Consider the following 26,245-nt stretch of genomic DNA (forward strand, 5'->3'; position numbering starts at 1 on the left):
CGGGTCAGTCCCCGAGCCACTCGGGGGTCAGCTCGCCCGCGGCCACCACGACCGCGGGGCCGGTGAGCACCGTCGTCGTCGCGTCGATGCGGACGGTGAGCCGGCCGCCGGGGACGTCGACGACCACCGTCCCCGCGTCGGCCCCGCCGGCCTCCAGCGCGGCCCACGCCGCCGCGCAGGCGCCGGTGCCGCACGACCGGGTCTCCCCCACGCCCCGCTCCGACACCCGCAGCCGGACGTGCGCGGCGGGCTCGAGCACGTTGACGAACTCGACGTTGACCCCGTCCGGGAACAGCGCCGGGTCGACGCCGGGTGCGGTGCCGAGGTCGAGGGTGTCGACGTCGACGTCGGTCAGGCAGGCCAGGTGCGGGTTGCCCATCGACAGCGCGCGGCCGGGGAACGACGTCCCGTCCAGCTGCGCCGCCCCGTGGCCGAAGGGCCGGGCGGGCCCCATGTCGACCCAGTACCCCCCGTCGGGGGCCGCACCGACCCGGCGCGGCCCGCCACGGGTGCCCACCAGGACGCCGCCCTCGCAGGCGGCGCGGTCGAGCAGCCCCTCGGTCACCAGGACGTGCAGGAACAGCCGGATGCCGTTGCCGCACATCTCGGCGTGCGAGCCGTCGGCGTTGCGGTGGTCCATGAACCACTCGCACTGCCCGAGCGCCTCGCCGAGCACCGCGGGCGCGTCGGGCACGTGCACGCTGCGGACGACGCGCAGCACGCCGTCCCCGCCGAGACCGGCCCGCCGCTCGCACAGCCGGCGCACCATCACGGCGTCCAGCCGGTCCTCCGGCCAGAGGCTGCCGTCGGGGTCGGGCAGGACGACGAAGTCGTTCTCCGTGCCGTGTCCGACGAGCACCCGGTTCGCAGTCACCGGCCGATCGTACGAGCGGTGATCAGCGCCTCCGCGGCGTCGACCAGATCGGGGCGGGCGGCGTCGAGCCAGGTGGTCGCGGCGTCGCGCCGGAACCACGACCGCTGCCTGCGGACGAAGCGGCGCGTGGTCGACACCGTGCGCTCGCGGGCCTCCTCGGCGGTCAGCTCGCCGTCGAGCTGGGCGAGGACCTGCGCGTAGCCGAGGGCCCGCGACGCGGTGGGGCCCTCCCGCAGGCCGTCGGCGGCCAGCGCCTCGACCTCGGCGACGAAGCCGGCCGCCCACATCCGGTCCACCCGGACGGCGATCCGCCGGTCGAGCTCGGCGGGGTCGCGGTCCAGGCCGACGACGACGGCCGGGTAGTGCGGCCGGGGGTCCGGCAGCTGCGCGCGGAAGGGGCCGCCGGTGATCTCCACGACCTCCAGTGCGCGCACGATCCGGCGTCCGTTGCTGGGCAGCACCACTGCGGCCGCGGCGGGGTCGACGGCGGCCAGCCGGGCGTGCAGGACCGCCGGGCCCGCCTCGGCGAGCTCGGCCTCCAGGCGTGCCCGGACTGCCGGGTCGGTGCCGGGGAAGTCCAGCTCGTCGAGGACGGCCCGGACGTAGAGGCCCGACCCGCCGACCAGCAGGGGCACGGTGCCCGCGGCCCGCAGCCGGTCGATCTCGGCCCGCGCGAGCCGGCGGTACTCGGCGACCGACGCCGCCTGCCGCACGTGCCACACGTCGAGCAGGTGGTGCGGGACACCGTCCCGCTCGGCGACGTCGGGTTTGGCGGTGCCGATGTCCATGCCGCGGTAGAGCTGCATGGAGTCGGCGTTGACCACCTCACCGCCCAGCCGGTGGGCCAGGGCCACGCCCAGTGCGGTCTTGCCGGTGGCGGTCGGACCGACCAGGGCGACGACGGGCGGCTGCGCCGTCACGGGACCAGCCAGTCGGCGACGAGGTAGCCGACGCCGTAGGGGGCGAGGTCCGCGTGCAGCCGTGCCTGCACCTCCCGGCCGGTGAGCAGGGCCCCGACGGCGCGCCAGGTGGGCACACCGGAGGCCAGGAGCCGCTCCCCCTCGGCGGGGTCGAGCCCCGCGAGCGCCGCCGCGTCCCCGGTCGCCAACGCCCGCGCGACGGCCTCGTCGAACGGCCCGGCGGCCGGGTCCAGGTAGCCGGGGGCCTTGACCGTGCGGCGCGCCGAGCCGTCGCCCATGGCCAGGACGCCGACCCTCCCCGGCAGCCCGGTGACGGCCGCGGCGAGGTCCGCGGGCGCCACGCCGAGCCGCACGCCGTCGAACCCGGCCTCGTCCAGCAGCCAGGCGCCCACCGTGTGCGCGAGTGGCGTGGACCGGCCGCCCGGGCGTCGCTGTCCCGCGAACGGCACGTCGAGGTCGACGCCGAAGCGGCGGAGGTCCCCGCCGTCCCCCGCGCCGAACCGGCCGTCGGCGCCGCCGCCCACGACGACCACCGCCTCCGGCCGGTGGGCGAGCAGCGCGTCGAGCGCGTCGGCGCAGGCCGCACGCAGGTCGCTGGTCTCCGGCACGGCCCGCCCCTCCACCTGCGGCATGAGCAGCGGCGGGCAGGGACAGAAGGCGACCGTGAGGAGACCCGGGGTCCCCTGGGCGGCGGATCCGGCCGGGCTGGAGCTCACCCGAGCAGTGTCGCGGATGCGACGTGGGACACTGCGGTGCGTGTCGAGCACGGAGAACGCCGAAAGCACCTCGCAGCAGGTCCCCACCCCGGACACGGCCGGCTCCGAGGCGGTCACCCCCGAGGCGGGGACGGCGGCCACGCCCGCCCCCGGCGACGCCGCGCTGGCCGACCCGGCCGCGGGGTCACCGGAGGTCGCCGCACCGTCCGGGCCGGCCCCGGGGACGCCCACCGGCAGCGCCCCCGAGGCAGCCGCCCCGGTCGGCGACCCCGGCACCGTCCCGCCGGGGACCGTGGTGCCGGAGGCGGTCGCACCGGACGCCGCGAGCCCCGACGCCGCTGCCGAGGCCGCCGTCCCCGAGGCCGCCGTCCCGGAGGCCGTCGTCCCGGAGGCCGCTCCTCCGGCGCTCGTCCCGGAGGCCGCTCCCCCGGCGCTCGCCCCCGCCCAGCCGGCGTCGGACCCCGCGCAGTGGGGCCGGGTGGACGAGGACGGCACCGTCTACGTCCGCACCGCCGACGGGGAGCGCGCCGTGGGCTCCTGGCAGGCCGGCGACCCGGCCGCGGGCCTGGCCCACTACGCCCGCCGCTACGACGACCTCGCCACCGAGGTGTCGCTGCTCGAGGCGCGGCTGAAGGCGCACACCGGCAACCCCAGCGAGCTGAAGTCCAAGGCGCAGGCGCTGGCCGACTCGATCCCCACCGCCACCGCCGTCGGCGACCTCGACGGGCTGGCCGCCCGGGCCCGCGCGATGGTGGAGACCGCCGACTCCGCGGCCGCCGAGTCGCGGGCGGAGAAGGCGGCCGCCCGCGCCGCCCAGGTCGCCCGCAAGGAGGCGCTGGCCGCCGAGGCCGAGCAGATCGCCGCCGAGTCCACCTCGTGGAAGGCCGCCGGCGACCGGCTCAAGGCCATCGTCGAGGAGTGGAAGACCATCCGCGGCATCGACCGCAAGACCGACGAGGCGCTGTGGACCCGGTTCGCCGCCGCCCGCGACGCGTTCAGCCGCCGCCGCGGCGCCCACTTCGCCGCCCTCGACGCCCAGCGCAGCGAGGCCCGCGCGGCCAAGCAGGAGCTCATCCGGGAGGCCGAGCGGCTGTCCACCTCCACCGAGTGGGGCCCGACCAGCGCCGCCATGCGCTCGCTCATGGACCGCTGGAAGGCCGTGCCGCGCACCGGCCGGGACGGCGACGACGACCTGTGGAAGCAGTTCCGCGCCGCCCAGGACGTCTTCTTCGCCGCCCGCGCGGAGCAGGACAAGGCCCGCAACGCCGAGCAGGTGGCCAACCAGCAGGCCAAGGAGGAGATCCTGGCCGAGGCCGAGAAGCTCGACCCGTCCACCGACCTCCGCGGCGCGCAGAACGCGCTGCGCAAGCTGCAGGAGCGCTACGACGCGATCGGCCACGTGCCGCGGGGCGTGATGCGCCAGCTCGAGGACCGCATGCAGGCCGTCGAGCAGCGGGTCCGCGGCGCGGTGGACTCCTCCCGGGCGCGGGTCACCCCGGAGAACCCGATGGTCACCTCGATGCGTCAGGCCGTCGCCAAGGCCGAGGAGCAGCTGGCCAAGGCCGAGGCCGCCGGGGACGCCAAGCGGCTCGAGGAGGCGCGGGCCAACCTGGCCACCCGGCGTGAGTGGCTGGCCGAGGCCGAGAAGGCCGCCTCCCGCCGCTGAGGACCGAGGCACACAGGAGGCTCTGCACACGTCCAGGAGGCCCAGGACGTGTGCAGAGCCTCCTAGGCCTGGTTCAGGCCGGGGCGCCGATCCGCGGCATGCCCAGCAGCACGCCGGGGGTCGTCGGGCGGGTGCCGGCCTCGGCGGCGTCCCCGGCCCGGGTCCGCCGGTGGGACAGCAGCGGGCCGTCGGCGACGAGGTGGTGCGGCGCGGCCTGGGTGATGACGGTCTCGACGACGTCCCCGGGCCGGACGCCGTCGGCCGCCGTGAAGTGCACCAGTCGCCCGTCGCGGGCCCGGCCGGAGAGCCGCCCGGTCCGCGCGTCCTTGCTGCCCTCCCCCGCGGCGACCAGCAGCTCGACGGTGCGGCCGACCTGGGCGCGGTTCTCCGCCCAGCTGATCTCCTCCTGCAGCGCGACCAGCCGCTCGTAGCGCTCCTGGACGACGGCCTTCGGCAGCTGCCCCTCCATCTCGGCGGCGGGGGTCCCGGGCCGCTTGGAGTACTGGAAGGTGAAGGCGCTGGAGAACCGGGCCCGACGGACGACGTCGAGGGTCTGCTCGAAGTCCTCCTCGGTCTCCCCGGGGAACCCCACGATGATGTCGGTGGTGATCGCCGCGTCGGGCATGGCCGCCCGCACCCGGTCGATGATCCCGAGGTAGCGCTCCTGCCGGTAGCCGCGGCGCATCCGCCGCAGCACCTCGTCGGACCCCGACTGCAGCGGCATGTGCAACTGGTGGCAGACCGCCGGCGTCTCGGCCATCGCGTCGATGACGTCGTCGGTGAACTCGCGCGGGTGCGGGCTGGTGAAGCGGACCCGCTCCAGCCCCTCGATCCGGCCGGTGGCGCGCAGCAGGTCGGCGAAGGCGCCCCGGTCGCGGAACTCGACGCCGTAGGCGTTCACGTTCTGGCCGAGCAGGGTCACCTCGAGCACGCCCTGGTCGACCAGCGCCTGCACCTCGGCCAGGATCTCGCCCGGACGGCGGTCCTTCTCCTTGCCGCGCAGCGACGGGACGATGCAGAACGTGCAGGTGTTGTTGCAGCCCACGCTGATGGAGACCCACCCGGAGTAGGCGGAGTCCCGCTTGGCCGGCAACGTCGAGGGGAAGACCTCCAGGGCCTCGGCGATCTCGACCTGGGCCTCGGCGTTGTGCCGGGCCCGCTCCAGCAGGGCCGGCAGCGAGCCGACGTTGTGCGTGCCGAAGACCACGTCCACCCACGGCGCGCGGCGGACGATCTCGCCGCGGTCCTTCTGCGCCAGGCACCCGCCGACGGCGATCTGCATGCCGGGGCGCGCGTCCTTGACCGGCCGCAGGTGCCCGAGGTTGCCGTAGAGCCGGTTGTCGGCGTTCTCCCGCACCGCGCAGGTGTTGAGGACGACGACGTCGGCGTCCTCGCCCTCGGTGGCCGGCGCGTACCCGGCCGCCTCCAGGAGCCCGGACAGGCGCTCGGAGTCGTGCACGTTCATCTGGCACCCGTAGGTGCGCACCCGGTAGGTGCGCGCGGCCGCGGGCGGGTCGGCGTGGCTCAGCTCGGTTCCCATGACGGACCGAGGGTACGGCGCGCCGACGGGTCGGCGGCCGTCGCGCCGGGGCGGTCAGACGCCCGGGCCGGGCTGGTCCTCGTCGAACTCCGCCTGTGCCCTGCCGGTGTCGGTGTCCAGGTCGTCGATCATGCGTCCTCCTCGCCCGGTCCGGCGGCGGACCTCGTGCGGCGGGCCCGGCCAATACCCGCCGATGACACGCGCCACAGCCACCGCGGGGTTGTTACTCCTTCGTGATCGCTCGGTTCGGTCCGCGCGGCGTACCGGCCCTAGGGTCGCCAGGGTGACCAGCCCCGCGAACACCGATGCGCGCAGTTCGGGAGGACCTCTCGTCCGCCTGTCCGGCGTCAACAAGTGGTTCGGCGAACTCCACGTGCTGCAGGACATCGACCTGTCCGTGGACCGCGGCGAGGTGGTCGTCGTCATCGGCCCCTCCGGGTCCGGCAAGTCCACGCTCTGCCGCACGATCAACCGGCTGGAGTCCATCCAGCAGGGCGAGATCACCATCGACGGCCAGCGGCTGCCCGAGGAGGGCAAGGCCCTGGCCCGGCTGCGCAGTGACGTCGGCATGGTGTTCCAGAGCTTCAACCTCTTCGCCCACAAGACGATCCTCGAGAACGTCACCCTGGGCCCGGTCAAGGTGCGCAGGCAGTCCCGCGGGGAGGCCGACAAGCGCGCCCGCGAACTGCTCGACCGGGTCGGTGTCGGGGCGCAGGCCGACAAGTACCCGGCACAGCTCTCCGGCGGTCAGCAGCAGCGGGTGGCGATCGCCCGAGCCCTGGCCATGGACCCCAAGGTCATCCTCTTCGACGAGCCGACCTCGGCGCTGGACCCCGAGATGATCAACGAGGTCCTCGACGTCATGACCTCGCTCGCCCGTGACGGCATGACCATGATCGTCGTCACCCACGAGATGGGCTTCGCCCGCCGCGCGGCCAACCGGGTCGTCTTCATGGACGGCGGCCGCATCGTCGAGGCGACCGACCCGGAGTCGTTCTTCACCAACCCGCAGTCGGACCGGGCCAAGGACTTCCTCTCGAAGATCCTCAACCACTGAGAGCCCGGTAGGAAAGGAACGCACATGCGCATCACCCGCTACGCCGCCGCCGTCGGGGCGCTGGGCCTCGCGCTCGCCGGCTGCTCCAGCGAGGCCGGCCAGCAGGCCGAGGAGTCCGCGGCGAACACCCCCGAGGTGGCCGCGGACGCCACCTTCCCCGCCGGGACGACGATGGCCGAGCTCTCCGAGGCCGGGTCGATCACCGTCGGCACCAAGTTCGACCAGCCGGGCTTCGGGCTGCTCAACCCGCAGACCCAGACCCCCGAGGGCTTCGACGTCGAGATCGCCAAGATCGTCGCCGGCGAGCTGGGCATCGCGCCCGAGGACGTCACGTTCACCGAGACCGTCTCGGCCAACCGCGAGCCGTTCATCCAGAACGGCCAGGTCGACATCGTCGTGGCGACCTACACGATCAACGACACCCGCAAGCAGGTCGTCGACTTCGCCGGGCCGTACTACGTCGCCGGCCAGGACATCATGGTCGCGAAGGGCAACCCCGACGGGATCGCCGGCCCCGACGACCTCGCCGGCAAGACGGTCTGCTCGGTGGAGGGCTCCACCCCGGCGCAGAACATCCGGGACAACTACCCGCAGGCCAACCTGGTCACCTACGACGTGTACTCCAAGTGCGCCGACGACCTGGCCAACGGCAACGTCCAGGCGGTGACGACGGACAACGTCATCCTGACCGGGCTGGTCGCCGGCAACCCCGAGGGCTTCGAGCTGGTGGGCAACCCGTTCACCGAGGAGCCCTACGGCATCGGCCTGGCCCTCGGCGACACCGAGTTCCGGAACTTCATCAACGACGTCCTCGAGGAGTCCTACGAGGACGGCCGGTGGGCCGAGGCCTGGGACCGCACCGTCGGGCAGATCACCGGCGAGCCGGCTCCCGAGCCGCCGGCGGTCGACCGCTACTGAGACCCCGCGGCGCCGCCGGGCGGACACCCGCCCGGCGGCGCCGTCCGCTACTGACCCGGTGAGGGTGCGGTGCAGTTCATCACAGACAACTGGGACCTGCTGCAGAGCGCGTTCCTGACGACGCTGTCCCTGGCCGTCGTCAGCGGCGTGCTAGCCCTGGTGCTGGGCACGGTGCTCGCCGGCATGCGGGTGAGCCCGGTGCCGCCGCTGCGGGGGCTGGCCACCTTCTACGTCGAGGTCTTCCGCAACACCCCGCTGACGGTGGTGTTCTTCTTCTTCGCCTTCGGGCTGGTCTACATCGACCTGCAGTTCCCGAGCCGGTTCGCCACCGCGGTCGCGGCGCTGTCGCTCTACACCGCCGCCTTCGTCTGCGAGGCGCTGCGCTCGGGCATCAACGCGGTCCCCCCGGGCCAGGCCGAGGCGGCGCGCGCCCTCGGGCTGGACTTCGGGCAGACCCTGCGCTCGGTGGTGCTCCCCCAGGCGTTCCGCACCGTCGTCCCGCCGCTGGGCAACGTGTGGATCGCGCTGGCCAAGAACACCTCCATCGCCGCCGGCTTCGCGGTGACCGACCTGACCGCCGCCCTGCAGCGGCTGTCGAACGTCAACGCCGACCAACTGCTCGCCGTCTTCGCCGCCGTGGTGATCGGCTACCTCGTCATCACCCTGCCCTCCGCCTGGCTGATCCGGGTGGTCGAGAAGCGGGTGGCGATCGTCCGATGAGCAGCACCGTCCTGTTCGACCTGCCCGGGCCGCGGGCGCGCCAGCGGCAGCGGATCGGCACCGCGCTCGGCGTCGTCCTCGTCCTGGCCCTCGTGGCCCTCGCGCTGTGGCGGCTGGGCTCCAACGGGCAGTTGGCGCCCGAACGGTGGGCGATCCTGTTCGACCCGGCGTCCGGTGTGCCGCAGGCCCTGTGGGAGGGGCTGGTCAACACCCTCGCGGCGGCCGCCGTCGGCATGGTGCTGGCCACGGTCCTCGGTGCGCTGCTGGCCGTCGGCCGGCTCTCCGACCACGCCTGGGTCCGCGGGCCGGTCACCGCGGTCATCGAGTTCTTCCGCGCGATCCCGCTGCTGATCCTGATCCTGTTCTGCCTGCTGTTCCTGCCGACCGTCGGCGTCCCGATGACCGCGTTCCGCGCGCTGGTCCTCGGCCTGACGCTCTACAACATGGCGGTGCTGGCCGAGATCTTCCGGGCCGGGATCCTGTCGGTCGACCGCGGTCAGCGCGAGGCGGCCTTCGCCCTGGGCATGCGCAAGACCCAGGTGATGACCCTGGTACTGCTCCCCCAGGCCGTGCGCCGGATGCTGCCGGTGCTGGTCGCGCAGCTGGTGGTCCTGCTGAAGGACTCCTCACTGGGCTTCATCGTCGGCTACGTCGAGCTGCTGCGGACCGCACGCAGCCTGGTGGAGTTCTTCAACTTCCAGTTCGGCAACCAGTACACCTTCCAGCTCTACGTGGCCGCCGGCCTGATCTACATCATCGTCAACGTGCTGCTGTCCTGGCTGGCCCGCTACGTGGAGAAGCGGACCCGGCGCAGCGCCAAGGCGGCGGCCGCGGCGGAGCCCGAGCTGGGCGCCGACATCCAGATGGACGGCGGCGGAGGCGGGGTTCCGGTGGAGCCGGGGCACCGGTGACCGGCTGGGACCGGTGAGATCCCGGCAGGTCACACCCTGTGCCTGACCTGCCGATATCTGCGGTGTGGACACCGCTCTCCGCCCCGCCGTGCCGCCGCTCCCGGCCGTCGTGCGCGTGCCCGACGGCATCACCGACGCCGCTCAGGAGTTCGTGACCCGGATGCGTTCGGCGGCGCCGGACTTCGCCGCGGCCGCCGCTGCCGAGACGGCCGTCGTCCGCGAGGTGGTGCCGCCGGCCCGCCACCGCCGGTCGCGCTGCCGGGTGGTCCTCCGCTTCGGCCGCGGCGAGGAGGCCGACCTGACGTTCCTCGGCCCGGTCAGCCGGACGTCGTCCTCCCCCGAGCGTGCCTTCGACCTGCAGATCCAGGCCTGGCTCGTGCACGGCCGGGGCACCGACGGCGACTGGCTGGTGCCCGACGACGAGGCCCCCGACGGGGTCGCGGTCGACGTCTCGGCCTGGTCGGCGACCGCGCGACCCACGGGCTGACGCCGGCGCCTCCGCGGGCGCCGCGGGGAGGACGATCCGGGTTCCTTCGGGGGCTCGCGCGGGCCACCATGGTCGCGCGCGTTCCGCCCGATGGCGGAACGCCGGCCGGTCCCTGGGAGCGCCCACATGACCGTTCTGGCCCCGCACCCGATCGTCAGCCGTCCGAGCGCGCACCCCCCGGCGCCCAAGGGCTCCCGCCTGCTGAGCCTGGTCCGGACGACGGACCACAAGGTCATCGGGCTGCTGTACCTGTTCACCTCGTTCGCCTGGTTCCTCGCCGGCGGGCTGATGGCCATGCTGATGCGCGGCGAGCTGGCCCGGCCGGGGCTGCAGTTCCTCTCGCCCGAGCAGTACAACGAGCTGTTCACCATGCACGGCACCGTGATGCTGCTGTTCTTCGCGACGCCGCTGTTCTTCGCCTTCGGCAACCTGATCATGCCGCTGCAGATCGGCGCGCCCGACGTCGCGTTCCCCCGCCTGAACGCCTTCTCCTACTGGCTGTTCCTCTACGGGTCGCTCATCGCCGGCGCCGGCTTCGTCGTCCCCGGAGGACCGGCGGACTTCGGCTGGTACGCCTACGTGCCGCTGTCGACCAACATCGGCTCACCCGGGCTGGGACCGAGCCTGTGGATCGCCGGCCTGGCGGTCAGTGGCCTGGGCACGATCCTGGGCGCGGTCAACTTCCTGACCACGATCATCTGCCTGCGCGCGCCCGGGATGACGATGTTCCGGATGCCGATCTTCACCTGGGGAGCCGTGGTCACCAGCTTCCTGATCCTGATCGCGTTCCCCATCCTGACCGCCGCCCTGATGGCCCTGCTCGCCGAGCGGCAGCTCGACGCGGCCGTCTACTCGGAGGCGGCCGGCGGCGCCATGCTGTGGCAGCACCTGTTCTGGTTCTTCGGGCACCCCGAGGTCTACATCATCGCGCTGCCGTTCTTCGCGATCATCAGCGAGATCGTCCCGGTGTTCTCGCGGAAGCCGCTGTTCGGCTACAAGGGGATGATCTTCGCCCTCGTCGCGATCGCGTTCCTGTCGGTCACGGTGTGGGCGCACCACATGTTCGCCACCGGCGCGGTGCTACTGCCCTTCTTCTCGTTCCTGACCTACCTGATCGCGGTGCCGACCGGGATCAAGTTCTTCAACTGGATCGGCACCATGTGGCGCGGGGCGCTGACCTTCGAGACGCCCATGCTCTTCGCGCTGGGGTTCATGGTCACCTTCCTGCTGGGGGGCCTCACCGGCGTCCTGCTCGCCTCTCCGCCGCTGGACTGGCACCTCAACGACAGCTACTTCGTCGTGGCCCACTTCCACTACGTCGTGTTCGGGACCGTCGTGTTCGCCGCCTACGGCGGGGTCTACTTCTGGTTCCCGAAGATGTGCGGCCGGATGATGGACGAGCGGCTCGGGAAGCTGCACTTCTGGATGACCCTCGTCGGGTTCTGGGGGACCTTCCTGGTGCAGCACTGGCTCGGCGACGAGGGCATGCCGCGCCGGTACGTCAACTACCTGCCCAGCGACGGGTTCACCACGCTCAACACGATCTCGACGATCTTCTCGTTCGTGCTGGGCGCCTCCTTGCTGCCGTTCCTCTACAACGTCTACAAGTCCTGGCGGTCCGGGCCGCTGGCGCTGCGCGACGACCCCTGGGGCCACGGCAACTCGCTGGAGTGGGCGACGTCGTGCCCGCCGCCGCGGCACAACTTCCTGGCCATCCCGAAGATCCGCTCCGAGCGGCCGGCGTTCGAGGCGCACTACCCGCACCTGATCGACCGGTTGCAGGAGGAGGCGCACGTGGGGCGCCGGCACGAGCCCTACGCCTCGGAGATCGGCGGCACGGCCGGCCCGCGGCAGGGCCCCCGGGATCCCGACCCGACCTGATCAGGCGCCCGGTTCCCGGCGGTCCGACGAGCCGGCCGGGACGGGCCGCCCGTCGGACGGCGGGACTGCGGGACGGCGGAGGCCCAGGACCTCGGTGGTCCTGGGCCTCCGTCGCGCGGTGCTGTGGGTGGGCGTGTTCTGGGGGTGCCACTAACGGCCGGGACTGCAGGGCTCGGACGGCGCTGCCTGCGCTCAGGGCAGCCAGGCGTCGAGGCCGACCTCGCCGTGCGGGTCGGGCTCGTCGGACTCCTCGTCGGCGCGGTCCTGGTCGAGGGCTTCGCGGACCACCCAGCCCGCCAAGCCGGAGCCGTAGCCCTTGCGGGCCAGCATGCCCACCAGCCGGCGCTCGGCGGTGACGCGGTCGACCCGCCGGAGGCCGGGGAGGCGCCGCTGCACGAGGTGCCGTGCGGTCGCCCACTCGTCCTGGTCGTCGACGAGCGCGATCGCCTCCTCGGCGACCTCTCCGTCGACACCCTTGGCGCGCAGCTCTGCCTTGAGCGCGCGCCGGGCGAGGCCCCGGCCGGACTGCCGGGAGGTCACCCAGGCGCGGGCGAACGCGGCGTCGTCGATGAGCCCGACCTCGCCGAACCGGTCGAGCACCCGCTCGGCGGCGTCGTCGGGGACGCCGCGCTTGGCCAGCAGGTCGGCCAGTTGCCGGCGGGTCTTCGGTGCCCCGGTGAGGGCGCGCAGGCAGATCGACCGGGCGACCTGCTCGGGGTCGCCGGGATCGTCCTCGACCGCGTCACCGGCCCCGGGCGGGGCGGCGTCTCCGCTGTCCTGGGCAGAGGACAGTCCGGAGCGCCGCCCGCGCCGGCGGCTGGGAGCAGCGCGCTCCCCGGCCTCGGGCCAGCTCATCCGCGGCTCAGAAGTCGACCGCGTCGGCCACGGCCGGCTCGTCGAGCTTCGGGCCGATGCCGAGCTTCTCCTTGACCTTCTTCTCGATCTCGTCGGCGAGGTCGGGGTTGTCGCGCAGGAAGCCGCGGACGTTCTCCTTGCCCTGGCCGAGCTGGTCGCCCTCGTACGTGTACCAGGCACCGGACTTGCGGATGAAGCCCTGCTCGACACCGGCGTCGATGAGGCCACCCTCGCGGCTGAAGCCCTGACCCCACAGCAGGTCGAGCTCGGCCTGCTTGAACGGCGCGGCCACCTTGTTCTTGACGACCTTGACGCGGACGCGGCTGCCGACGGCCTCGGTGCCCTGCTTGAGGGTCTCGATGCGCCGCACGTCGAGCCGGACCGACGAGTAGAACTTCAGCGCCCGGCCACCGGTAGTGACCTCCGGCGAGCCGTAGACGACACCGACCTTCTCGCGCAGCTGATTGATGAAGATCGCGGTGGTCCCGGAGTTGTTCAGCGCGCCGGTGATCTTGCGCAGCGCCTGACTCATGAGGCGGGCCTGCAGACCGACGTGACTGTCACCCATCTCGCCCTCGATCTCGGCCCGAGGCACGAGCGCCGCGACCGAGTCGATGACGATGATGTCGAGCGCCCCGGAGCGGATGAGCATGTCGGCGATCTCCAGCGCCTGCTCACCGGTGTCGGGCTGGCTCACCAGCAGGGCGTCGGTGTCGACGCCGATCGCGCGGGCGTACTCCGGGTCGAGCGCGTGCTCGGCGTCGATGAACGCCGCGATGCCGCCGGCGGCCTGGGCGTTGGCCACCGCGTGCAGGGCGACCGTCGTCTTACCGGAGGCCTCGGGGCCGTACACCTCGATGACGCGGCCGCGCGGCAGGCCGCCGATGCCGAGTGCGATGTCGAGGGCGATGGAGCCGGTCGGGATGACCTTGATCGCCTGCGCGGCGTTGTCGCCCAGCCGCATGACCGAGCCCTTGCCGAACTGCTTGTCGATCTGGGCGAGGGCCATGTCGAGGGCCTTGTCGCGGTCGAGCGTTGCCATGGTGCTCACCTTCGGGAAGTCGCGTGGAGCGGGTCGGTGTCGACGCTAGAGCGGGGGTCTGACACTTCCGGGGGAACCGGTGGACCTGTGGACGGGCACCCGGCCTGTGGACTGCGCGTCCCAATCTAGCCCGAACGTGTGTTCGACTGCCAGCGTGACACGCCGCGCCGGGAACTCACCGCTCCTTCGGCGGGACGTCGTACTCCTCACAGATGGCCAGCCACACCTTGCGCACCGGGAGCCCCGCCTCGATCGCCTCGATCGCGGTGCGACCGCCGAGGGACGAGAAGACGTGGTCGCGGGCCACGCTCTGGGCCCGCATGGAGCCGAACTGCTGAGAGAGGCGGGACCAGAACTCCTGCAGGCGCACGTCCTCGACGCTAGCGCGGGCTCGCCGAGGACCGCCGGGACCGGCGGGCTCCTACGCTGGCACCGTGATCCCCAGCACCGGGTCGTCGACGTGGGACCTCGTCCTCGAGATCGGCATCGTGCTGTGCCTGGTGGCCTCGCTGGTGCTGCTCTACCGGAACTACCGGGGGCGCTGAGCCGGCCGGCGCACCGGACCGGTCCGGGCCCAGACCACCACCAGCGGCGCGACCAACGCGGCCGACACCGCCGTCACGAGCCCGTAGCCGCCGAGGGCCAGCAGCGGGCCGCCGACCACGCCGGCCAGTGCCGCGCCCAGTCCCATGAGCAGGTCCGTGCCGCCCTGCGCCGTCGGCCGCTGCTCCTCCGCGACCGACTCGGTGACCAGGGTCGACCCGGCGATCAGTCCGCACGACCACCCCAGGCCGAGCAGCAGCAGGCCGACACCCAGTTGCCCGGCGTCCCCCGGAGCGGCGGTCCCGGCGAGCGCGGCGGCGGCGAGCAGCAGGCCCGCGGCCACGGCGACCGTGGCGCGGTGCCCCGCCCGGTCGGCCAACTGCCCCACCAGCGGCGAGAACAGGTACATGCCGGCGACGTGCACGCTGATGACCAGGCCGATCACGCGCAGCGTCGTCCCCTCCGGCCCGCCGGCGTGGCCCATGTGCACCGGGGTCATCACCATGACGCCGACCATCACGGAGTGGGCCACGACGACCGCCGTCAGGCCGAGGCGTCCGCGCGGGTCCGCCCAGACCCCGCGCAGCGCCGCCAGGGTCGCCCGCCGCGGCCGGGGACCACCGCCGGCGACGACACCCTTCAGCCGCCGGGCCATCAGGAGTGGGTCGGGCCGCAGGAGGAGGACGAGACCGACCGCCACGACGGCGAAGACCGCCATCGAGATGGCGAACGCGCCGGTGAGCGGCGGCAGGCCGAGCACGTGCCCCAGCGACTCCCCCGGGCCGGCCAGGTTCGGGCCGAGCACCGACCCGACGGTCGTCGCCCACACCACCAGCGACAGCGCCCGTCCCCGGTGCTGCGGCTCGGCGAGGTCGGCCGCGGCGTAGCGCGCCTGCAGCCCGCACGCGGTGGCGGCCCCGAAGCCGAACAGGCCGATCAGCAGCAGCGGCAGGGAGGACAGCATCGCGGCGCAGACGGTGACGACGGAGCCGAGGACGGCGATCGCGTAGCCGACGGCCAGCCCGGTCCGGCGGCCGGACCGGTCGCTGATCCGCGCCAGCGGGACGGCGATGACCGCGGCCCCCAGCACCCCGGCGGTCTGCCCCAGCCCGGCGGCGCTGTCGGTGCCTGCGACGTCCCGGGCCAGCAGCCCGCCCACGGTGATGCCGACCGTGACCCCCAGGCCGGCCAGGGCCACGCCCGACCCGAGCACGCCGAGGGTCCGGCGCTGGACGGCGGTGGGGTCCGGGTGGGGCCGGGTCTCGGCGGTCACGTCGTCCCCGCCCTACAGCCCCATGGAGCGGCCGATGATCTCCCGCATGATCTCGTTGGTCCCGCCGTAGATGGACTGGATGCGGGCGTCGCGCCAGGCCTTGGAGACGGAGTACTCGTCCATGTAGCCGTAGCCGCCGTGCAGCTGCAGGCAGCGGTCGGCGACCTTGTTCTGCAGCTCGGTGGTCCAGTACTTCGCCATGGCCGCGTCGACCGGGCTGAGGTCGCCGCTGTTGAGTTGCCGGATGCACTCGTCGATGAAGGTGCGGGCGATGGTGAGCTCGGTCTGCAGCTCGGCCAGGATGAAGCGGGTGTTCTGGAAGCTGCTCACCGGCTTCCCGAACGCCGTGCGGCCGGTGACGTACTCGACGGTGTGGGCGAGCACCGTCTCGGCGGAGGCGACCGCGCCGACCGCGATCGACAGCCGCTCCTGCGGCAAGTTCTCCATGAGGTGGTAGAAGCCGCGGTTCTCGGTGCCCAGCAGGTTCTCGGCGGGCACGCGGACGTCGTCGAAGAACAGTTCGGCGGTGTCCTGCGCCTTGAGGCCGACCTTCTCCAGGTTGCGGCCGCGGCTGAAGCCGGGCATGTCCCGCTCGACCACCAGCAGGCTGATCCCCTTCGAGCCGGGTGCGTCGGGGTCGGTGCGGGCGACGACGATGACCAGGTCGGCGTTGATGCCGTTGGTGATGAACGTCTTGGAGCCGTTGAGGACCCAGGCGTCGCCGTCCCGGCGGGCCGTGGTGCGGATGCCCTGCAGGTCGCTGCCGGCCGCGGGCTCGGTCATCGCGATCGCGGTGATGAGCTCGCCGGAGCAGAAGCCGGGCAGCCATCGCTGCTTCTGCTCCTCGGTGCCCAGGTCGCGCAGGTACGGGCCGGCGACGTCGTTGTGCAGCGTGAAGCCGACGCCCGTGGCGCCGATGCGCATGAGCTCCTCGTCGACGACCGCCTGGTAGCGGAAGTCGCGGACGCCGCCACCCCCGTACCGCTCGTCCATGTCGGTGCCCAGCAGCCCCTGGGCGCCGGCCGAGGTCCAGACGTCCCGGGGGACGATGCCGTCCTTCTCCCACTGGTCGTGGAACGGGACGATCGTCTTCTCGGCCCAGGCGCGGACCATCTCGCGGAAGTCCTCGTGCTCGGCCTCGTACAGAGAGCGGCGCATGGCGGCCAGTGTGCCCGACCCCACCCCCGCTCCAGGAGCACCTCACTACCCGGCGGAAACGGCGCCGCCGCGGCGCTCCCGCGGCCCGGCGAACTGTCGTACCCGCGGGCGACACTGGTGCCCGTGTCCGCCCTCGACCGGTTCTCCGAGGCCACCCGCGCGTGGTTCACCGGGGCCTTCGCCGCGCCCACGCCGGCCCAGGAGGGCGCGTGGCAGGCGATCAGCAGCGGCGGGCACGCCCTCGTGGTGGCGCCGACCGGCTCGGGCAAGACGCTCGCCGCGTTCCTCTGGTCACTCGACCGGTTGGCGAGCACCCCGGCGCCGGAGGACCCACAGGCCCGGTGCCGGGTCCTCTACGTCTCCCCGCTCAAGGCGCTCGCCGTCGACGTCGAGCGCAACCTGCGGGCGCCGCTGGCCGGCATCGGGCAGGCCGCCGCCCGGCTGGGGCTGCCCCGGCCCGAGATCCAGGTCGGCATCCGCTCCGGAGACACCCCCGCCGACGAGCGGCGGGCCTTCGCCCGCCGGCCGACCGACATCCTCATCACCACGCCCGAGTCGCTGTTCCTGCTGCTGACCAGCTCGGTCCGCGAGGCGCTGCGCGGCGTCGAGACGGTGATCGTCGACGAGGTGCACGCCGTCGCCGACACCAAGCGCGGAGCGCACCTGGCGGTGTCCCTCGACCGGCTCGACGACCTGCTCGAGCGCCCCGCCCAGCGGATCGGGCTGTCGGCCACGGTGCGGCCGATCGAGGAGGTGGCCACCTTCCTGGCCGGCGGCCGCCCGGTGGAGGTCGTCGCACCCGGCTCGGCCAAGGAGTGGGACCTGTCGGTCGTGGTCCCGGTCGAGGACATGAGCACCCTCGGGCAGCCCACCGGCGAGCTGGACGGCTCGGCGGCCGGCAACCAGCCGCGGACGTCGATCTGGCCGGCCGTCGAGGAGCGGGTGCTCGACCTGGTCGAGGCCCACCGCAGCACCATCGTCTTCGCCAACTCGCGGCGGCTGGCCGAGCGGCTCACCAGCCGGCTCAACGAGCTGGCCTACGAACGGGCCACCGGGGAGACGGTCCCGCCCGGCACCAACGCGGCCGCGCTCATGGCGCAGGCCGGCTCCGGCGGAGGCGTGCCCGAGGGGGTGCGGCCGGTCGCCGCGGCCCACCACGGCTCGGTCTCCCGCGAGCAGCGGGCGGTGGTGGAGGAAGCCCTGAAGTCCGGGCGCCTGCCGGCGGTGGTGGCCACCTCCAGCCTCGAGCTCGGCATCGACATGGGCGCGGTCGACCTCGTCGTCCAGGTGGAGGCGCCGCCGACCGTGGCCTCGGGGCTGCAGCGGGTCGGGCGGGCCGGGCACCAGGTCGGCGCGGTCAGCCGGGGGGTGCTCTTCCCGAAGTACCGGGGCGACCTGGTGCAGTGCGCGCTGGTCGCCGAGCGGATGCGGGCGGGCGCGATCGAGTCGATCCGCTACCTGCGCAACCCCCTCGACGTCCTGGCCCAGCAGGTCGTCGCGATCGTCTCGGAGCGGCCGCGGACGGTCGACGAGGTGGCCGCGCTGCTCCGCCGCTCGGCACCGTTCGGGTCCCTGCCGGACTCCGCCCTGCACGCGGTCCTGGACATGCTCGCCGGCCGCTACCCGTCGGACGCGTTCGCCGAGCTGCGACCCCGGCTGACCTGGGACCGGGTCACCGACACGCTCACCGCGCGCAGCGGAGCCCAGCGCCTGGCGGTCACCAGCGGCGGCACCATCCCCGACCGGGGGCTGTTCGGCGTCTTCCTCGTGGGCGGCGAGGGCTCGGGCGGCCGGCGGGTCGGCGAGCTCGACGAGGAGATGGTCTACGAGTCGCGGGTGGGCGACGTCTTCCTGCTCGGTTCCTCCTCGTGGCGGATCGAGGAGATCACCCACGACCGGGTCCTGGTCAGCCCGGCCCCCGGCCAGCCCGGGAAGATGCCCTTCTGGCACGGGGACGCCCCGGGGCGGCCGCTGGAGCTCGGCCGCGCGCTGGGCGCGTTCCTCCGCGAGGTCGGGTCGGCGACGCCGCAGGCCGGTCTCGACCGCGCGCGGGCGGCCGGGCTCGACGAGTGGGGCGCGGCCAACCTGCTGACGTACCTCGCAGAGCAGAAGCAGGCCACCGGGCACCTGCCCGACGACCGCACGCTGCTGGTCGAGCGCTTCCGCGACGAGCTCGGCGACTGGCGACTGGTCGTCCACTCCCCCTTCGGCGCCCAGGTCAACGCCCCGTGGGCGCTGGTGCTGGCCGCCCGGCTGCGTGAGCGCTACGGCGTGGACGTCGCCTCCATGCACTCCGACGACGGCATCGTGCTGCGCCTCCCCGACACCACGGGGGAACCGCCCGAGGCCGACCTGGCCGTCCTCGACCCGGACGACGTCGAGCGGGAGGTGACCGCCGAGGTCGGCAACTCCGCCCTGTTCGCCAGTCGCTTCCGCGAGTGCGCCGCCCGCGCCCTGCTGCTCCCCCGCCGAGACCCTCGGCGTCGCACGCCGCTGTGGCAGCAGCGGCAGCGGGCCGCGCAGCTGCTGTCGGTGGCCAGCGAGTTCTCCAGCTTCCCCATCACCCTCGAGGCCGCCCGCGAGGTGCTGCAGGACGTCTACGACGTGCCGGGCCTGGTCGAGCTGATGCGCGACGTCCGCTCCCGCCGGGTCCGGGTCGTCGACGTGCAGACCCAGACGGCCAGCCCCTTCGCGCAGTCGCTGCTGTTCGGCTACGTCGGGCAGTTCCTCTACGAGGGCGACGCCCCGCTCGCCGAGCGGCGCGCCCAGGCCCTGGCCCTCGACACCGGCCTGCTGGCCGAGCTGCTCGGCCGGTCCGAGCTGCGGGAACTGCTCGACGCGGAGGCACTGGCCGAGGTCGAGCAGGAGCTGCAGCGGCTGCCCGCCGACCGCCACCCCCGCGACCTGGACGGCGCGTCCGACCTGCTGCGCCTGCTCGGGGACCTCACCCCCGCCGAGGCCGCCGCCCGCGGCGTGCCCCGCGAGTGGCTGGACGAGCTGGTGGCCGCGCGGCGCGCGCTGGTGGTGCGCATCGCCGGCGAGGAGCGGCACGTGGCCATCGAGGACGCCGGCCGGCTGCGGGACGCGCTCGGCACCGCGCTGCCCGTGGGGGTGCCCGAGGTCTTCACCGAGCCGGTCCCCGACCCGCTGGGCGACCTGGTCGGCCGGTACGCCCGCACCCACGGCCCCTTCCAGCCCGGCGAGGTGGCCGAGCGGCTGGGCCTGGGCGTCGCCGTGGTCACCGCCACCCTCCAGCGGCTGGTCGGCACCGGGCGGCTGGTCGCCGGCGAGTTCCGCCCGGGCGGCACCGGGCACGAGTGGTGCGACGCGGACGTGCTGCGCTCGATCCGCCGGCGCAGCCTGGCCCGGCTCCGGCGGGAGGTGGAGCCGGTCCCCATCGACACCCTCGCCCGATTCACCCCCTCCTGGCAGTCGGTGGGCAGCCGGATGCGGGGGCCCGACGGCGTGCTGGCCGTCCTCGAGCAGCTGGCCGGCGCGCTGGTGCCCGCCAGCGCGCTCGAGTCGCTGGTGCTGCCGGCCCGGGTGCGCGACTACTCCCCCGCGATGCTCGACGAGTTGACCAGCGCCGGTGAGGTGCTCTGGGCCGGCGCGGGCGGACTGCCCGGCGGCGACGGCTGGATCAGCCTGGTCCCGGCCGACCTGGCACCGCTGCTGCTGCCCGACCAGCTGGAGCTGCCTGAGGACCTCAGCGTGGGCGCGGCCGTGCTGGAGGGGCTCGCCGGCGGGCAGGCCCTGTTCTTCCGCGGCCTGTCCGACCTCGTCGGGTCCACCGACGACGCCGCGCTCGCCGACGTCGTGTGGGACCTCGTGTGGGCCGGGGCGCTCACCAACGACACCCTCGCCCCGCTGCGCACGCGGCTGGCCGGCGGTGGCACGCACAAGCGGCAGCCGGCGCCACCGCGCGCCCGGCTGGACCGGACCCGCTACGGCCGCCCCCGGCTCGGCCGGCCCGCGATGCCGACGCGGACCGGGCCGCCGACGGTCGCCGGACGCTGGTCCCGGCTGCCCGACCGGGAGACCAACCCCACCAAGCGGACGACGGCGCGGGCCGAGGCGCTGCTGGAGCGGCACGGCGTGCTCACCCGGGGCGCGGTGATGGCCGAGCAGGTCCCGGGCGGGTTCTCCGCGGTCTACCCGGTGCTGCGGGCGTTCGAGGAGAACGGGCGGGCCCGGCGCGGCTACTTCGTCGAGACCCTCGGTGCCGCACAGTTCGGCACCCCCGGCTCGGTCGACCGGCTGCGCAGCTTCGCCTCCCCCGACCGGGTCCCGGCGGGGGCGGTGGTACTGGCGGCGACCGACCCGGCCAACGTCTACGGCGCGGCGCTGCCGTGGCCGGAGCGGTCAGCCGGCGGGGACGATGGCGGCAGGGCTGACGGCGCCAGGGCTGACGGCATGGGCGGCGCCGTCGACGTCGGCGAGGGCACCGGCAGCGGACGGCGGTCGGCCACCGGCCACCGGGCCGGTCGCAAGGCCGGAGCCCTGGTCGTGCTCGTCGACGGCGACCTGGTGCTCTACGTCGAGCGCGGCGGCAAGACGCTGCTGTCCTGGACCGAGGACGAGACGGCGCTCAAGGAGGCGGCGACGGCGCTGTCCGGCGCGGTCGCCGCCGGCGCGCTCGGCCGGATGGTGGTGCAGAAGGCCGACGGGGCCTCGGTGCACGAGTCGACGCCGCTGTCGGCGGCGCTGCAGGCGGCCGGGTTCGCCGCGACCCCGCGGGGCCTGCGCCTGCGCGCCTGACTCGCGCGCCTGACTCGCGAGGCGGGACGTCGCGGTGCCGGGACGTCGCGGCGCCGGGAACGTCAGTCGCGCTGCGGGCGCAGCCAGCGTGCGAACAGGCGGGTGAGCGCCGGCATGACGACGAAGCCGAGCAGCACCACCACGATGCACGCCGACAGCAGCAGCCGGAACGGCCACGGCCAGCTCGCGACGTGCGGCATGACGAGCACCTGCAGCGTCGAGGTGATGAGGAAGACCGCGGCGATGGTGAGCACCGTCGACCGCCAGCGGGGCCCCGGCGTCGCCGGGCGGGTGAAGAAGCTGTCGAGACCGGCGACGCGGGCGTAGCGCTCCTCGTCGACCATCTCCTGCATCCGGTCGAGGGCCGCGTGCCGCTCCGGCGACCCCTCCCACGCGGCCAGCGACGCGTCGTCCTTGAACCGGTAGACGAGGTGGTACTCCGAGCTGCCCAGTCCCGGCTTCAGCAGGGTGCCACCGAGATTGCCGGGATAGGTGGCGGCCAGCGCGAGGGTGTCGGCCGCCCACCGCTCGAAGGCCTGCCGCCGGTGCGGGCGCACCACCCGCGCCACCGTCACCGTCACCGGCTCGGGGACGCGCCCGGCGACCTCCTGGCGGGTCAAGCGGGAGCGGAGCTGGGTCGTCACGGCCACGGACTGGCTCAGCGCTCGGCGGTCCGGCCGTCATCCCTGCTGTCAGCGGTCTCACAGCGGCCCGGTACCGCGCAGGGGACACTGGCGGCGTGCCCGAGGGAGACACCGTCTGGCTGGCGGCCAAGCGGATGCACGCCGCGCTCGCGGGCGCGACGCTGCGCCGCGGCGAGCTGCGGGTGCCCCGGCTGGCGGCCACCGACCTCGCCGGCCGGGCGGTGTCGGAGGTCGTGCCCCGCGGCAAGCACCTGCTGATCCGGTTCGCCGACGGCTGGACCCTGCGCACGCACTTCCGCATGGACGGCAGCTGGCACATCTACCGGCCCGGTGCGAAGTGGCGGGGCGGGCCGGCGTTCGCCGTCCGGGCCGTGCTGGCCACCGACCAGTGGGAGTGCGTGGGCTACCGGCTGCACGACGTCGACCTGGTCCGCACTGCGCACGAGGACGAGCTCGTGGGCCACCTCGGCCCCGACGTCCTCGCGCCGGACTGGGACCTCGACGAGGCGTTGTGCCGGCTGCGGTCCGCCCCCGATGAGCAGGTCGGCGTCGCGCTGCTCGACCAGCGCAACCTCGCCGGGATCGGCAACCTCTACAAGGTCGAGTCGCTGTTCCTCAGCGGCGTCCACCCGTGGGCCCGCGTGGCCGACGTCGCCGACCTCGCCGGGCTGGTGGAGCGGGCGCGCACGCTGATGCGGGCCAACCTCGAGCACCCGGAGCAGAGCACCACCGGCAGCCTGCGCCGCGGCGAGCAGCACTGGGTCTACGGCCGCAAGGACCGCCCCTGCCGGCGCTGCGGCACGCCGGTCCTGCTCGGCGACCAGGGGCCGGACCTGCAGGAACGGGTCACGTACTGGTGCCCGCGCTGCCAGGCCGCCCGTTCTCCCATCGACCCGGCGGCGCGCACCGGGGAGCCGGGCCGCCCCGGTCCGCTCGTGGGCTCCCCGTGACCCACAACCGGTGGACCCCCGGCCGGGTCCACACCGGCGGCGCGACCGCGGCGGGCTGGAGGGCACGGCCTCCCGCCGACCCCCGACCACGCCTGTGGTCACCCGGTGACCGTACCGGGGGGCGGTCGGCGCTCCGCCTCGTCCGGATCGAGGAGATCCACCAGGAGGACGGCGACCAGGGCCTCGGCACGTCGGCGGACGGACGCCGGAGGGGACCCCGGAACGACCCCGTTGAGCCGGGCCCGCGAGGCCAGCAGGCCCAGGAAGATCAGCAGGGCGACGCCAACGGCCACGAACGAGGCCCCGAGGGCGACTCGGAAGACCCCGACCAGCGCCGGTGACCGCAGGACGAGACCCGCCGTCATCGCGCCGACGCCGAGCGCACAACTCACCCACGCAGTCCGGACGGCCACCAGCAGGAGCCGGTAGGCGGACAGGCCGGCCCCCGGGGCGTCATCGTGCACCGCCACGGGGCCATGGTCCTCCGCGCCCGGCGCCGAGGCCACCGGGCGGAGAGGCCACCGGGGGCGCGGACATGCGGCCCCCACCCGCAGGGCCGATCGCGCTCCACGCCGTCCCCGTTCGGGGGACCATTGCTCCGGACGGGTGACACCCCTAGCCTCCTCTCCACACCCGGGCGTGTGACCTAGGTCACACGCTGGCCGCGAGGAGGCTCCGTGCCCGACTCCATGCCCGCCGTCATCTGCCACGGCCCACGGGACTACCGCCTGGAAGAGGCCGCGGTCCCCAAGCGTGGCCCCGGCGAGGTGCTCGTCCGGGTCGAAGCGGTCGGGATCTGCGCGAGCGACCTGAAGTGCTATGCCGGTGCGGCCAAGTTCTGGGGGGACGAGAACCGTCCCGCCTGGGCCGAGACCGAGGTCATCCCCGGGCACGAGTTCGTCGGCGAGGTCGTCGACCTCGACGAGGAGGCCGCCCGGCGGTGGGGCATCGACGTCGGTGACCGGGTGACCTCGGAGCAGATCGTCCCCTGCTGGAAGTGCCGCTACTGCCTGCGCGGGCAGTACCACATGTGCGCGCCGCACGACCTCTACGGCTTCAAGCGGCGGACCCCCGGCGGCATGGCGTCGTACATGGTGTACCCGCGCGAGGCGTTGGTCCACAAGATCTCCAAGGACCTCCCGGCGGCGCACGCGGCGTTCATCGAACCGCTGTCGTGCGCACTGCACGCCGTGGAACGGGCCGACATCCACTTCGAGGACGTCGTGGTCGTCGCCGGGTGCGGTCCGATCGGGCTGGGCATGATCGCCGGCGCCAAGGCGAAGTACCCGGCAACGGTGGTGGCCCTCGACGTCGCCCCGGCGAAGCTCGACCTCGCCAAGCAGGTCGGCGCCGACCGCGCGATCAACATCGCCGAGGAGGACGCCGTCGCGATCATCAAGGACATGACCGACGGCTACGGCGCGGACGTCTACCTGGAGGGCACCGGCCACCCGTCGGCCGTGCCACAGGGACTCAACCTGCTGCGCAAGCTCGGGACCTTCGTGGAGTACAGCGTCTTCAAGGACGACGTCACCGTCGACTGGAGCATCATCAGCGACGACAAGGAACTCGACGTCCGCGGCGCTCATCTCGGCCCGCACTGCTGGCCGGCGGCTGCCCGCATGCTCGAGTCCGGCGTGCTCCCGATGGACCAGATCGTGACGCACCAGCTCCCTGTTCAGGACTTCAAGGAGGGCCTGGACCTGGTGGCCTCTGGCACCAAGTCCGTGAAGGTCTCCCTCATCCCCGCCTGACACGGCACGGTCGCGTACCCGCCAGCCCGGCTCTCCCCGATGCACCGTCCGGCCCGGCTCCTCAGACACCAGGAGATCCCCATGCACGGCAGCCTCCCCATGTACGGCCGCGACCTCGGTGACCGCCGGCTCTCCCGACGCTCCATGCTGCAAGCGCTGGGGCTCGGTGCAGCCGGCCTCGCCGGCGTGCCCCTCCTGTCGTCGTGCGGGACCGGGGGCACCACCACCGGAGGGGGGAACGCGGAGAACGGTGCCGCCGAGGTGACCGGCGGGTTCGACTGGAAGAAGGCCGACGGCCAGACCATCTCGATCCTGCAGACCCCGCACCCCTACCAGCAGAGCTTCCAGCCCCTGCTGGCCGAGTTCACCCAGCTGACCGGCATCCAGGTCAACGTCGAGCTGGTGCCCGAGGCCGACTACTTCACCCGCCTCAACACCGAGCTCGCCGGTGGCGCCGGCAACTTCGACGCCTTCATGACCGGCGCCTACTTCATCTGGCAGTACGGCCCGCCCGGCTGGATGGAGGACCTGCAGCCCTGGATCGACAACGACTCGGCCACGAACCCGGACTACGACTTCGAGGACATCTACGAGGGCCTGCGCAACGCCACCCGGTGGGACTTCCAGCTCGGCAGCCCGCTGGGCAGTGGTGGTCAGTGGGCGATCCCGTGGGGGTTCGAGACCAACGTCATCGCGTACAACAAGGCGGAGTTCGACCGCCGCGGCATCCGGCCGGCGGAGACCTTCGAGGAACTCCAGCAGATCGCCGTCGACCTGACCGACCGCGCCGCCGGACGCTACGGGATCGCCTTCCGCGGCTCCCGCTCCTGGGCGTCGATCCACCCGGGGTACATGACCCAGTACACCCGCGAGGGTGCCCGGGACTACAGCGAGGACGGCGACCAGCTCCAGGCCGTCATGAACTCGCCGGAGGCTGTCGACTTCACTCAGGCGTGGGTGACCCTCGCCCGGGACGCCGGTCCCGCGGGCTGGACCACCTACGAGTACCCGGACGTCACCCGCGACCTCGGCAACGGGGCGGCGATGATGGCCTACGACGCTGACAGCGCCACCTACCCGCTCAACGTCCCGGGGGCGAGCGCCCAGGCCGGCAACATCGCCTGGCACCCCGGGCCGGCCGGCCCGGACGGCAGCTACGCCACGAACCTGTGGACGTGGTCGTGGGCCATGAACGCTGCGTCTCAGAAGAAGCTGCCGGCCTGGCTGTTCATCCAGTGGGCCACGGGCAGCGACGCGATGTCCAAGGCGGTCCAGCAGGGGACCTTCGCCGACCCGACCCGCGCCTCGGTGTTCGACGGCGCGTTCAAGCAGACCCTGGGCAACTTCCCCGGCTACCTCGAGACCTTCGAGACCGTCATCGACAGCACGGCCATCCAGTTCACTCCGCAGACCCACTTCTTCGAGACCACCGAGGAGTGGTCGGTGGCGCTCCAGGACATCTACGACGGCGCGGACGCCAAACAGCGGCTCGACGACCTCGCGGAGCGCAGCACCGAGATCGTGAACGGCTGACCACGGAGGAGCCGGCGACCAGCAGCGGACCCGTTGCGAAAGGGC

24 protein-coding genes are annotated in these 26,245 nt (G+C 73.7%); 12 read left to right on the forward strand and 12 right to left on the reverse strand.

Translation table 11 applies throughout. The features are described 5' to 3' along the window. Nucleotides 1–4 precede the first annotated feature (4 nt). Genes dapF through ACI79D_RS07740 form a run of 3 tightly spaced genes read right to left on the reverse strand, consistent with a single transcriptional unit; the run spans nt 5 to nt 2,510 of the window. Nucleotides 5–874: a diaminopimelate epimerase gene (gene dapF, locus ACI79D_RS07730; protein ID WP_456917745.1), complete on the reverse strand. Its 870-nt coding sequence runs from the start codon at nt 872–874 to the stop codon at nt 5–7. Next, nucleotides 871–1,794 carry a tRNA (adenosine(37)-N6)-dimethylallyltransferase MiaA gene (miaA, locus tag ACI79D_RS07735; protein WP_456917746.1) on the reverse strand — a complete coding sequence of 308 codons (924 nt, stop codon included), beginning with the start codon at nt 1,792–1,794 and terminating at the stop codon, nt 871–873. Before miaA ends, dapF begins: the two co-directional genes overlap by 4 nt. Next, nucleotides 1,791–2,510, reverse strand: a complete 720-nt coding sequence (locus ACI79D_RS07740; RefSeq protein ID WP_456917747.1) for a hypothetical protein — start codon at nt 2,508–2,510, stop codon at nt 1,791–1,793. The genes miaA and ACI79D_RS07740 overlap by 4 nt, the downstream gene beginning before the upstream one ends. Nucleotides 2,511–2,550: 40 nt before the next feature. On the opposite strand from ACI79D_RS07740, the gene ACI79D_RS07745 reads away from it, so the two are divergent. Then, nucleotides 2,551–4,176, forward strand: a complete 1,626-nt coding sequence (locus tag ACI79D_RS07745) for a DUF349 domain-containing protein (protein WP_456917748.1) — start codon at nt 2,551–2,553, stop codon at nt 4,174–4,176. A 73-nt stretch (nt 4,177–4,249) separates the two neighbouring features. Here the strand turns inward: ACI79D_RS07745 and miaB are convergent, their stop codons facing one another. Both miaB and ACI79D_RS07755 read right to left on the reverse strand, forming a co-directional pair. Beyond that, a complete protein-coding gene (miaB, locus tag ACI79D_RS07750; protein ID WP_456917749.1) occupies nt 4,250–5,716 on the reverse strand; it encodes a tRNA (N6-isopentenyl adenosine(37)-C2)-methylthiotransferase MiaB in 1,467 nt (488 codons plus the stop codon). A gap of 54 nt (nt 5,717–5,770) precedes the next feature. Then, nucleotides 5,771–5,929, reverse strand: a complete 159-nt coding sequence (locus ACI79D_RS07755; RefSeq protein ID WP_456917750.1) for a hypothetical protein — start codon at nt 5,927–5,929, stop codon at nt 5,771–5,773. A 124-nt stretch (nt 5,930–6,053) separates the two neighbouring features. Here ACI79D_RS07755 and ACI79D_RS07760 point away from each other — a divergent pair, with 124 nt between their 5' ends. The 6 genes from ACI79D_RS07760 (at nt 6,054) to ctaD (ending at nt 11,690) form a co-directional block, all read left to right on the forward strand. Further along, nucleotides 6,054–6,773, forward strand: coding sequence for an amino acid ABC transporter ATP-binding protein (locus ACI79D_RS07760; RefSeq protein ID WP_456917828.1), 720 nt, complete (start codon nt 6,054–6,056; stop codon nt 6,771–6,773). A gap of 24 nt (nt 6,774–6,797) precedes the next feature. After that, nucleotides 6,798–7,691, forward strand: a complete 894-nt coding sequence (locus ACI79D_RS07765) for a glutamate ABC transporter substrate-binding protein (RefSeq protein WP_456917751.1) — start codon at nt 6,798–6,800, stop codon at nt 7,689–7,691. 69 nt (nt 7,692–7,760) lie between these two features. Further along, nucleotides 7,761–8,411 (forward strand): amino acid ABC transporter permease, encoded by a 651-nt coding sequence (locus tag ACI79D_RS07770; protein ID WP_456917752.1) that lies wholly within the window; start codon nt 7,761–7,763, stop codon nt 8,409–8,411. Continuing rightward, on the forward strand, nt 8,408–9,322 hold the full coding sequence (locus ACI79D_RS07775; protein ID WP_456917753.1) for an amino acid ABC transporter permease: 915 nt from the start codon (nt 8,408–8,410) through the stop codon (nt 9,320–9,322). The genes ACI79D_RS07770 and ACI79D_RS07775 overlap by 4 nt, the downstream gene beginning before the upstream one ends. 64 nt (nt 9,323–9,386) lie before the next feature. Then, nucleotides 9,387–9,809, forward strand: coding sequence for a hypothetical protein (locus ACI79D_RS07780; protein ID WP_456917754.1), 423 nt, complete (start codon nt 9,387–9,389; stop codon nt 9,807–9,809). 126 nt (nt 9,810–9,935) lie between these two features. After that, complete coding sequence (gene ctaD, locus ACI79D_RS07785; RefSeq protein WP_456917755.1) at nt 9,936–11,690, forward strand: aa3-type cytochrome oxidase subunit I; 1,755 nt, start codon at nt 9,936–9,938, stop codon at nt 11,688–11,690. Nucleotides 11,691–11,882: 192 nt separating this feature from the next. On the opposite strand, the gene ACI79D_RS07790 is transcribed toward ctaD, so the two are convergent. From ACI79D_RS07790 to ACI79D_RS07800, 3 genes are all read right to left on the reverse strand, one after another. Continuing rightward, a complete protein-coding gene (locus tag ACI79D_RS07790) occupies nt 11,883–12,545 on the reverse strand; it encodes a regulatory protein RecX (protein ID WP_456917756.1) in 663 nt (220 codons plus the stop codon). Nucleotides 12,546–12,552: 7 nt separating this feature from the next. Then, complete coding sequence (gene recA / locus ACI79D_RS07795) at nt 12,553–13,587, reverse strand: recombinase RecA (protein ID WP_456917757.1); 1,035 nt, start codon at nt 13,585–13,587, stop codon at nt 12,553–12,555. Nucleotides 13,588–13,762: 175 nt separating this feature from the next. Then, the gene (locus tag ACI79D_RS07800; RefSeq protein ID WP_456917758.1) at nt 13,763–13,957 is read right to left on the reverse strand and encodes a DUF3046 domain-containing protein; all 195 of its coding nucleotides are present in this window, start codon (nt 13,955–13,957) and stop codon (nt 13,763–13,765) included. 64 nt (nt 13,958–14,021) lie between these two features. Here ACI79D_RS07800 and ACI79D_RS07805 point away from each other — a divergent pair, with 64 nt between their 5' ends. Further along, nucleotides 14,022–14,132: an LPXTG cell wall anchor domain-containing protein gene (locus ACI79D_RS07805; RefSeq protein ID WP_456910351.1), complete on the forward strand. Its 111-nt coding sequence runs from the start codon at nt 14,022–14,024 to the stop codon at nt 14,130–14,132. Here ACI79D_RS07805 and ACI79D_RS07810 read toward each other — a convergent pair. Further along, nucleotides 14,117–15,403, reverse strand: a complete 1,287-nt coding sequence (locus tag ACI79D_RS07810) for an MFS transporter (RefSeq protein ID WP_456917759.1) — start codon at nt 15,401–15,403, stop codon at nt 14,117–14,119. The two genes, ACI79D_RS07805 and ACI79D_RS07810, sit on opposite strands and share 16 nt — an antisense overlap. Before the next feature lie 12 nt (nt 15,404–15,415). After that, nucleotides 15,416–16,561, reverse strand: a complete 1,146-nt coding sequence (locus tag ACI79D_RS07815) for an acyl-CoA dehydrogenase family protein (RefSeq protein ID WP_456917760.1) — start codon at nt 16,559–16,561, stop codon at nt 15,416–15,418. A gap of 123 nt (nt 16,562–16,684) precedes the next feature. Between ACI79D_RS07815 and ACI79D_RS07820 the strand changes: the two genes are divergently transcribed. Beyond that, complete coding sequence (locus ACI79D_RS07820) at nt 16,685–21,319, forward strand: ATP-dependent helicase (protein WP_456917762.1); 4,635 nt, start codon at nt 16,685–16,687, stop codon at nt 21,317–21,319. A 62-nt stretch (nt 21,320–21,381) separates the two neighbouring features. On the opposite strand, the gene ACI79D_RS07825 is transcribed toward ACI79D_RS07820, so the two are convergent. Next, nucleotides 21,382–21,963 (reverse strand): antibiotic biosynthesis monooxygenase, encoded by a 582-nt coding sequence (locus ACI79D_RS07825; protein WP_456917763.1) that lies wholly within the window; start codon nt 21,961–21,963, stop codon nt 21,382–21,384. A 95-nt stretch (nt 21,964–22,058) separates the two neighbouring features. Here ACI79D_RS07825 and ACI79D_RS07830 point away from each other — a divergent pair, with 95 nt between their 5' ends. Further along, on the forward strand, nt 22,059–22,913 hold the full coding sequence (locus tag ACI79D_RS07830) for a DNA-formamidopyrimidine glycosylase family protein (protein WP_456917765.1): 855 nt from the start codon (nt 22,059–22,061) through the stop codon (nt 22,911–22,913). 98 nt (nt 22,914–23,011) lie between these two features. On the opposite strand, the gene ACI79D_RS07835 is transcribed toward ACI79D_RS07830, so the two are convergent. After that, nucleotides 23,012–23,383 (reverse strand): hypothetical protein, encoded by a 372-nt coding sequence (locus ACI79D_RS07835; protein ID WP_456917767.1) that lies wholly within the window; start codon nt 23,381–23,383, stop codon nt 23,012–23,014. A 219-nt stretch (nt 23,384–23,602) separates the two neighbouring features. Here ACI79D_RS07835 and ACI79D_RS07840 point away from each other — a divergent pair, with 219 nt between their 5' ends. Beyond that, nucleotides 23,603–24,667, forward strand: coding sequence for an alcohol dehydrogenase catalytic domain-containing protein (locus ACI79D_RS07840; protein WP_456917829.1), 1,065 nt, complete (start codon nt 23,603–23,605; stop codon nt 24,665–24,667). Nucleotides 24,668–24,748: 81 nt separating this feature from the next. Next, nucleotides 24,749–26,200 carry an extracellular solute-binding protein gene (locus ACI79D_RS07845; protein ID WP_456917768.1) on the forward strand — a complete coding sequence of 484 codons (1,452 nt, stop codon included), beginning with the start codon at nt 24,749–24,751 and terminating at the stop codon, nt 26,198–26,200. Nucleotides 26,201–26,245: the final 45 nt, after the last annotated feature.

The organism is Geodermatophilus sp. SYSU D00708 (genome assembly GCF_054050115.1).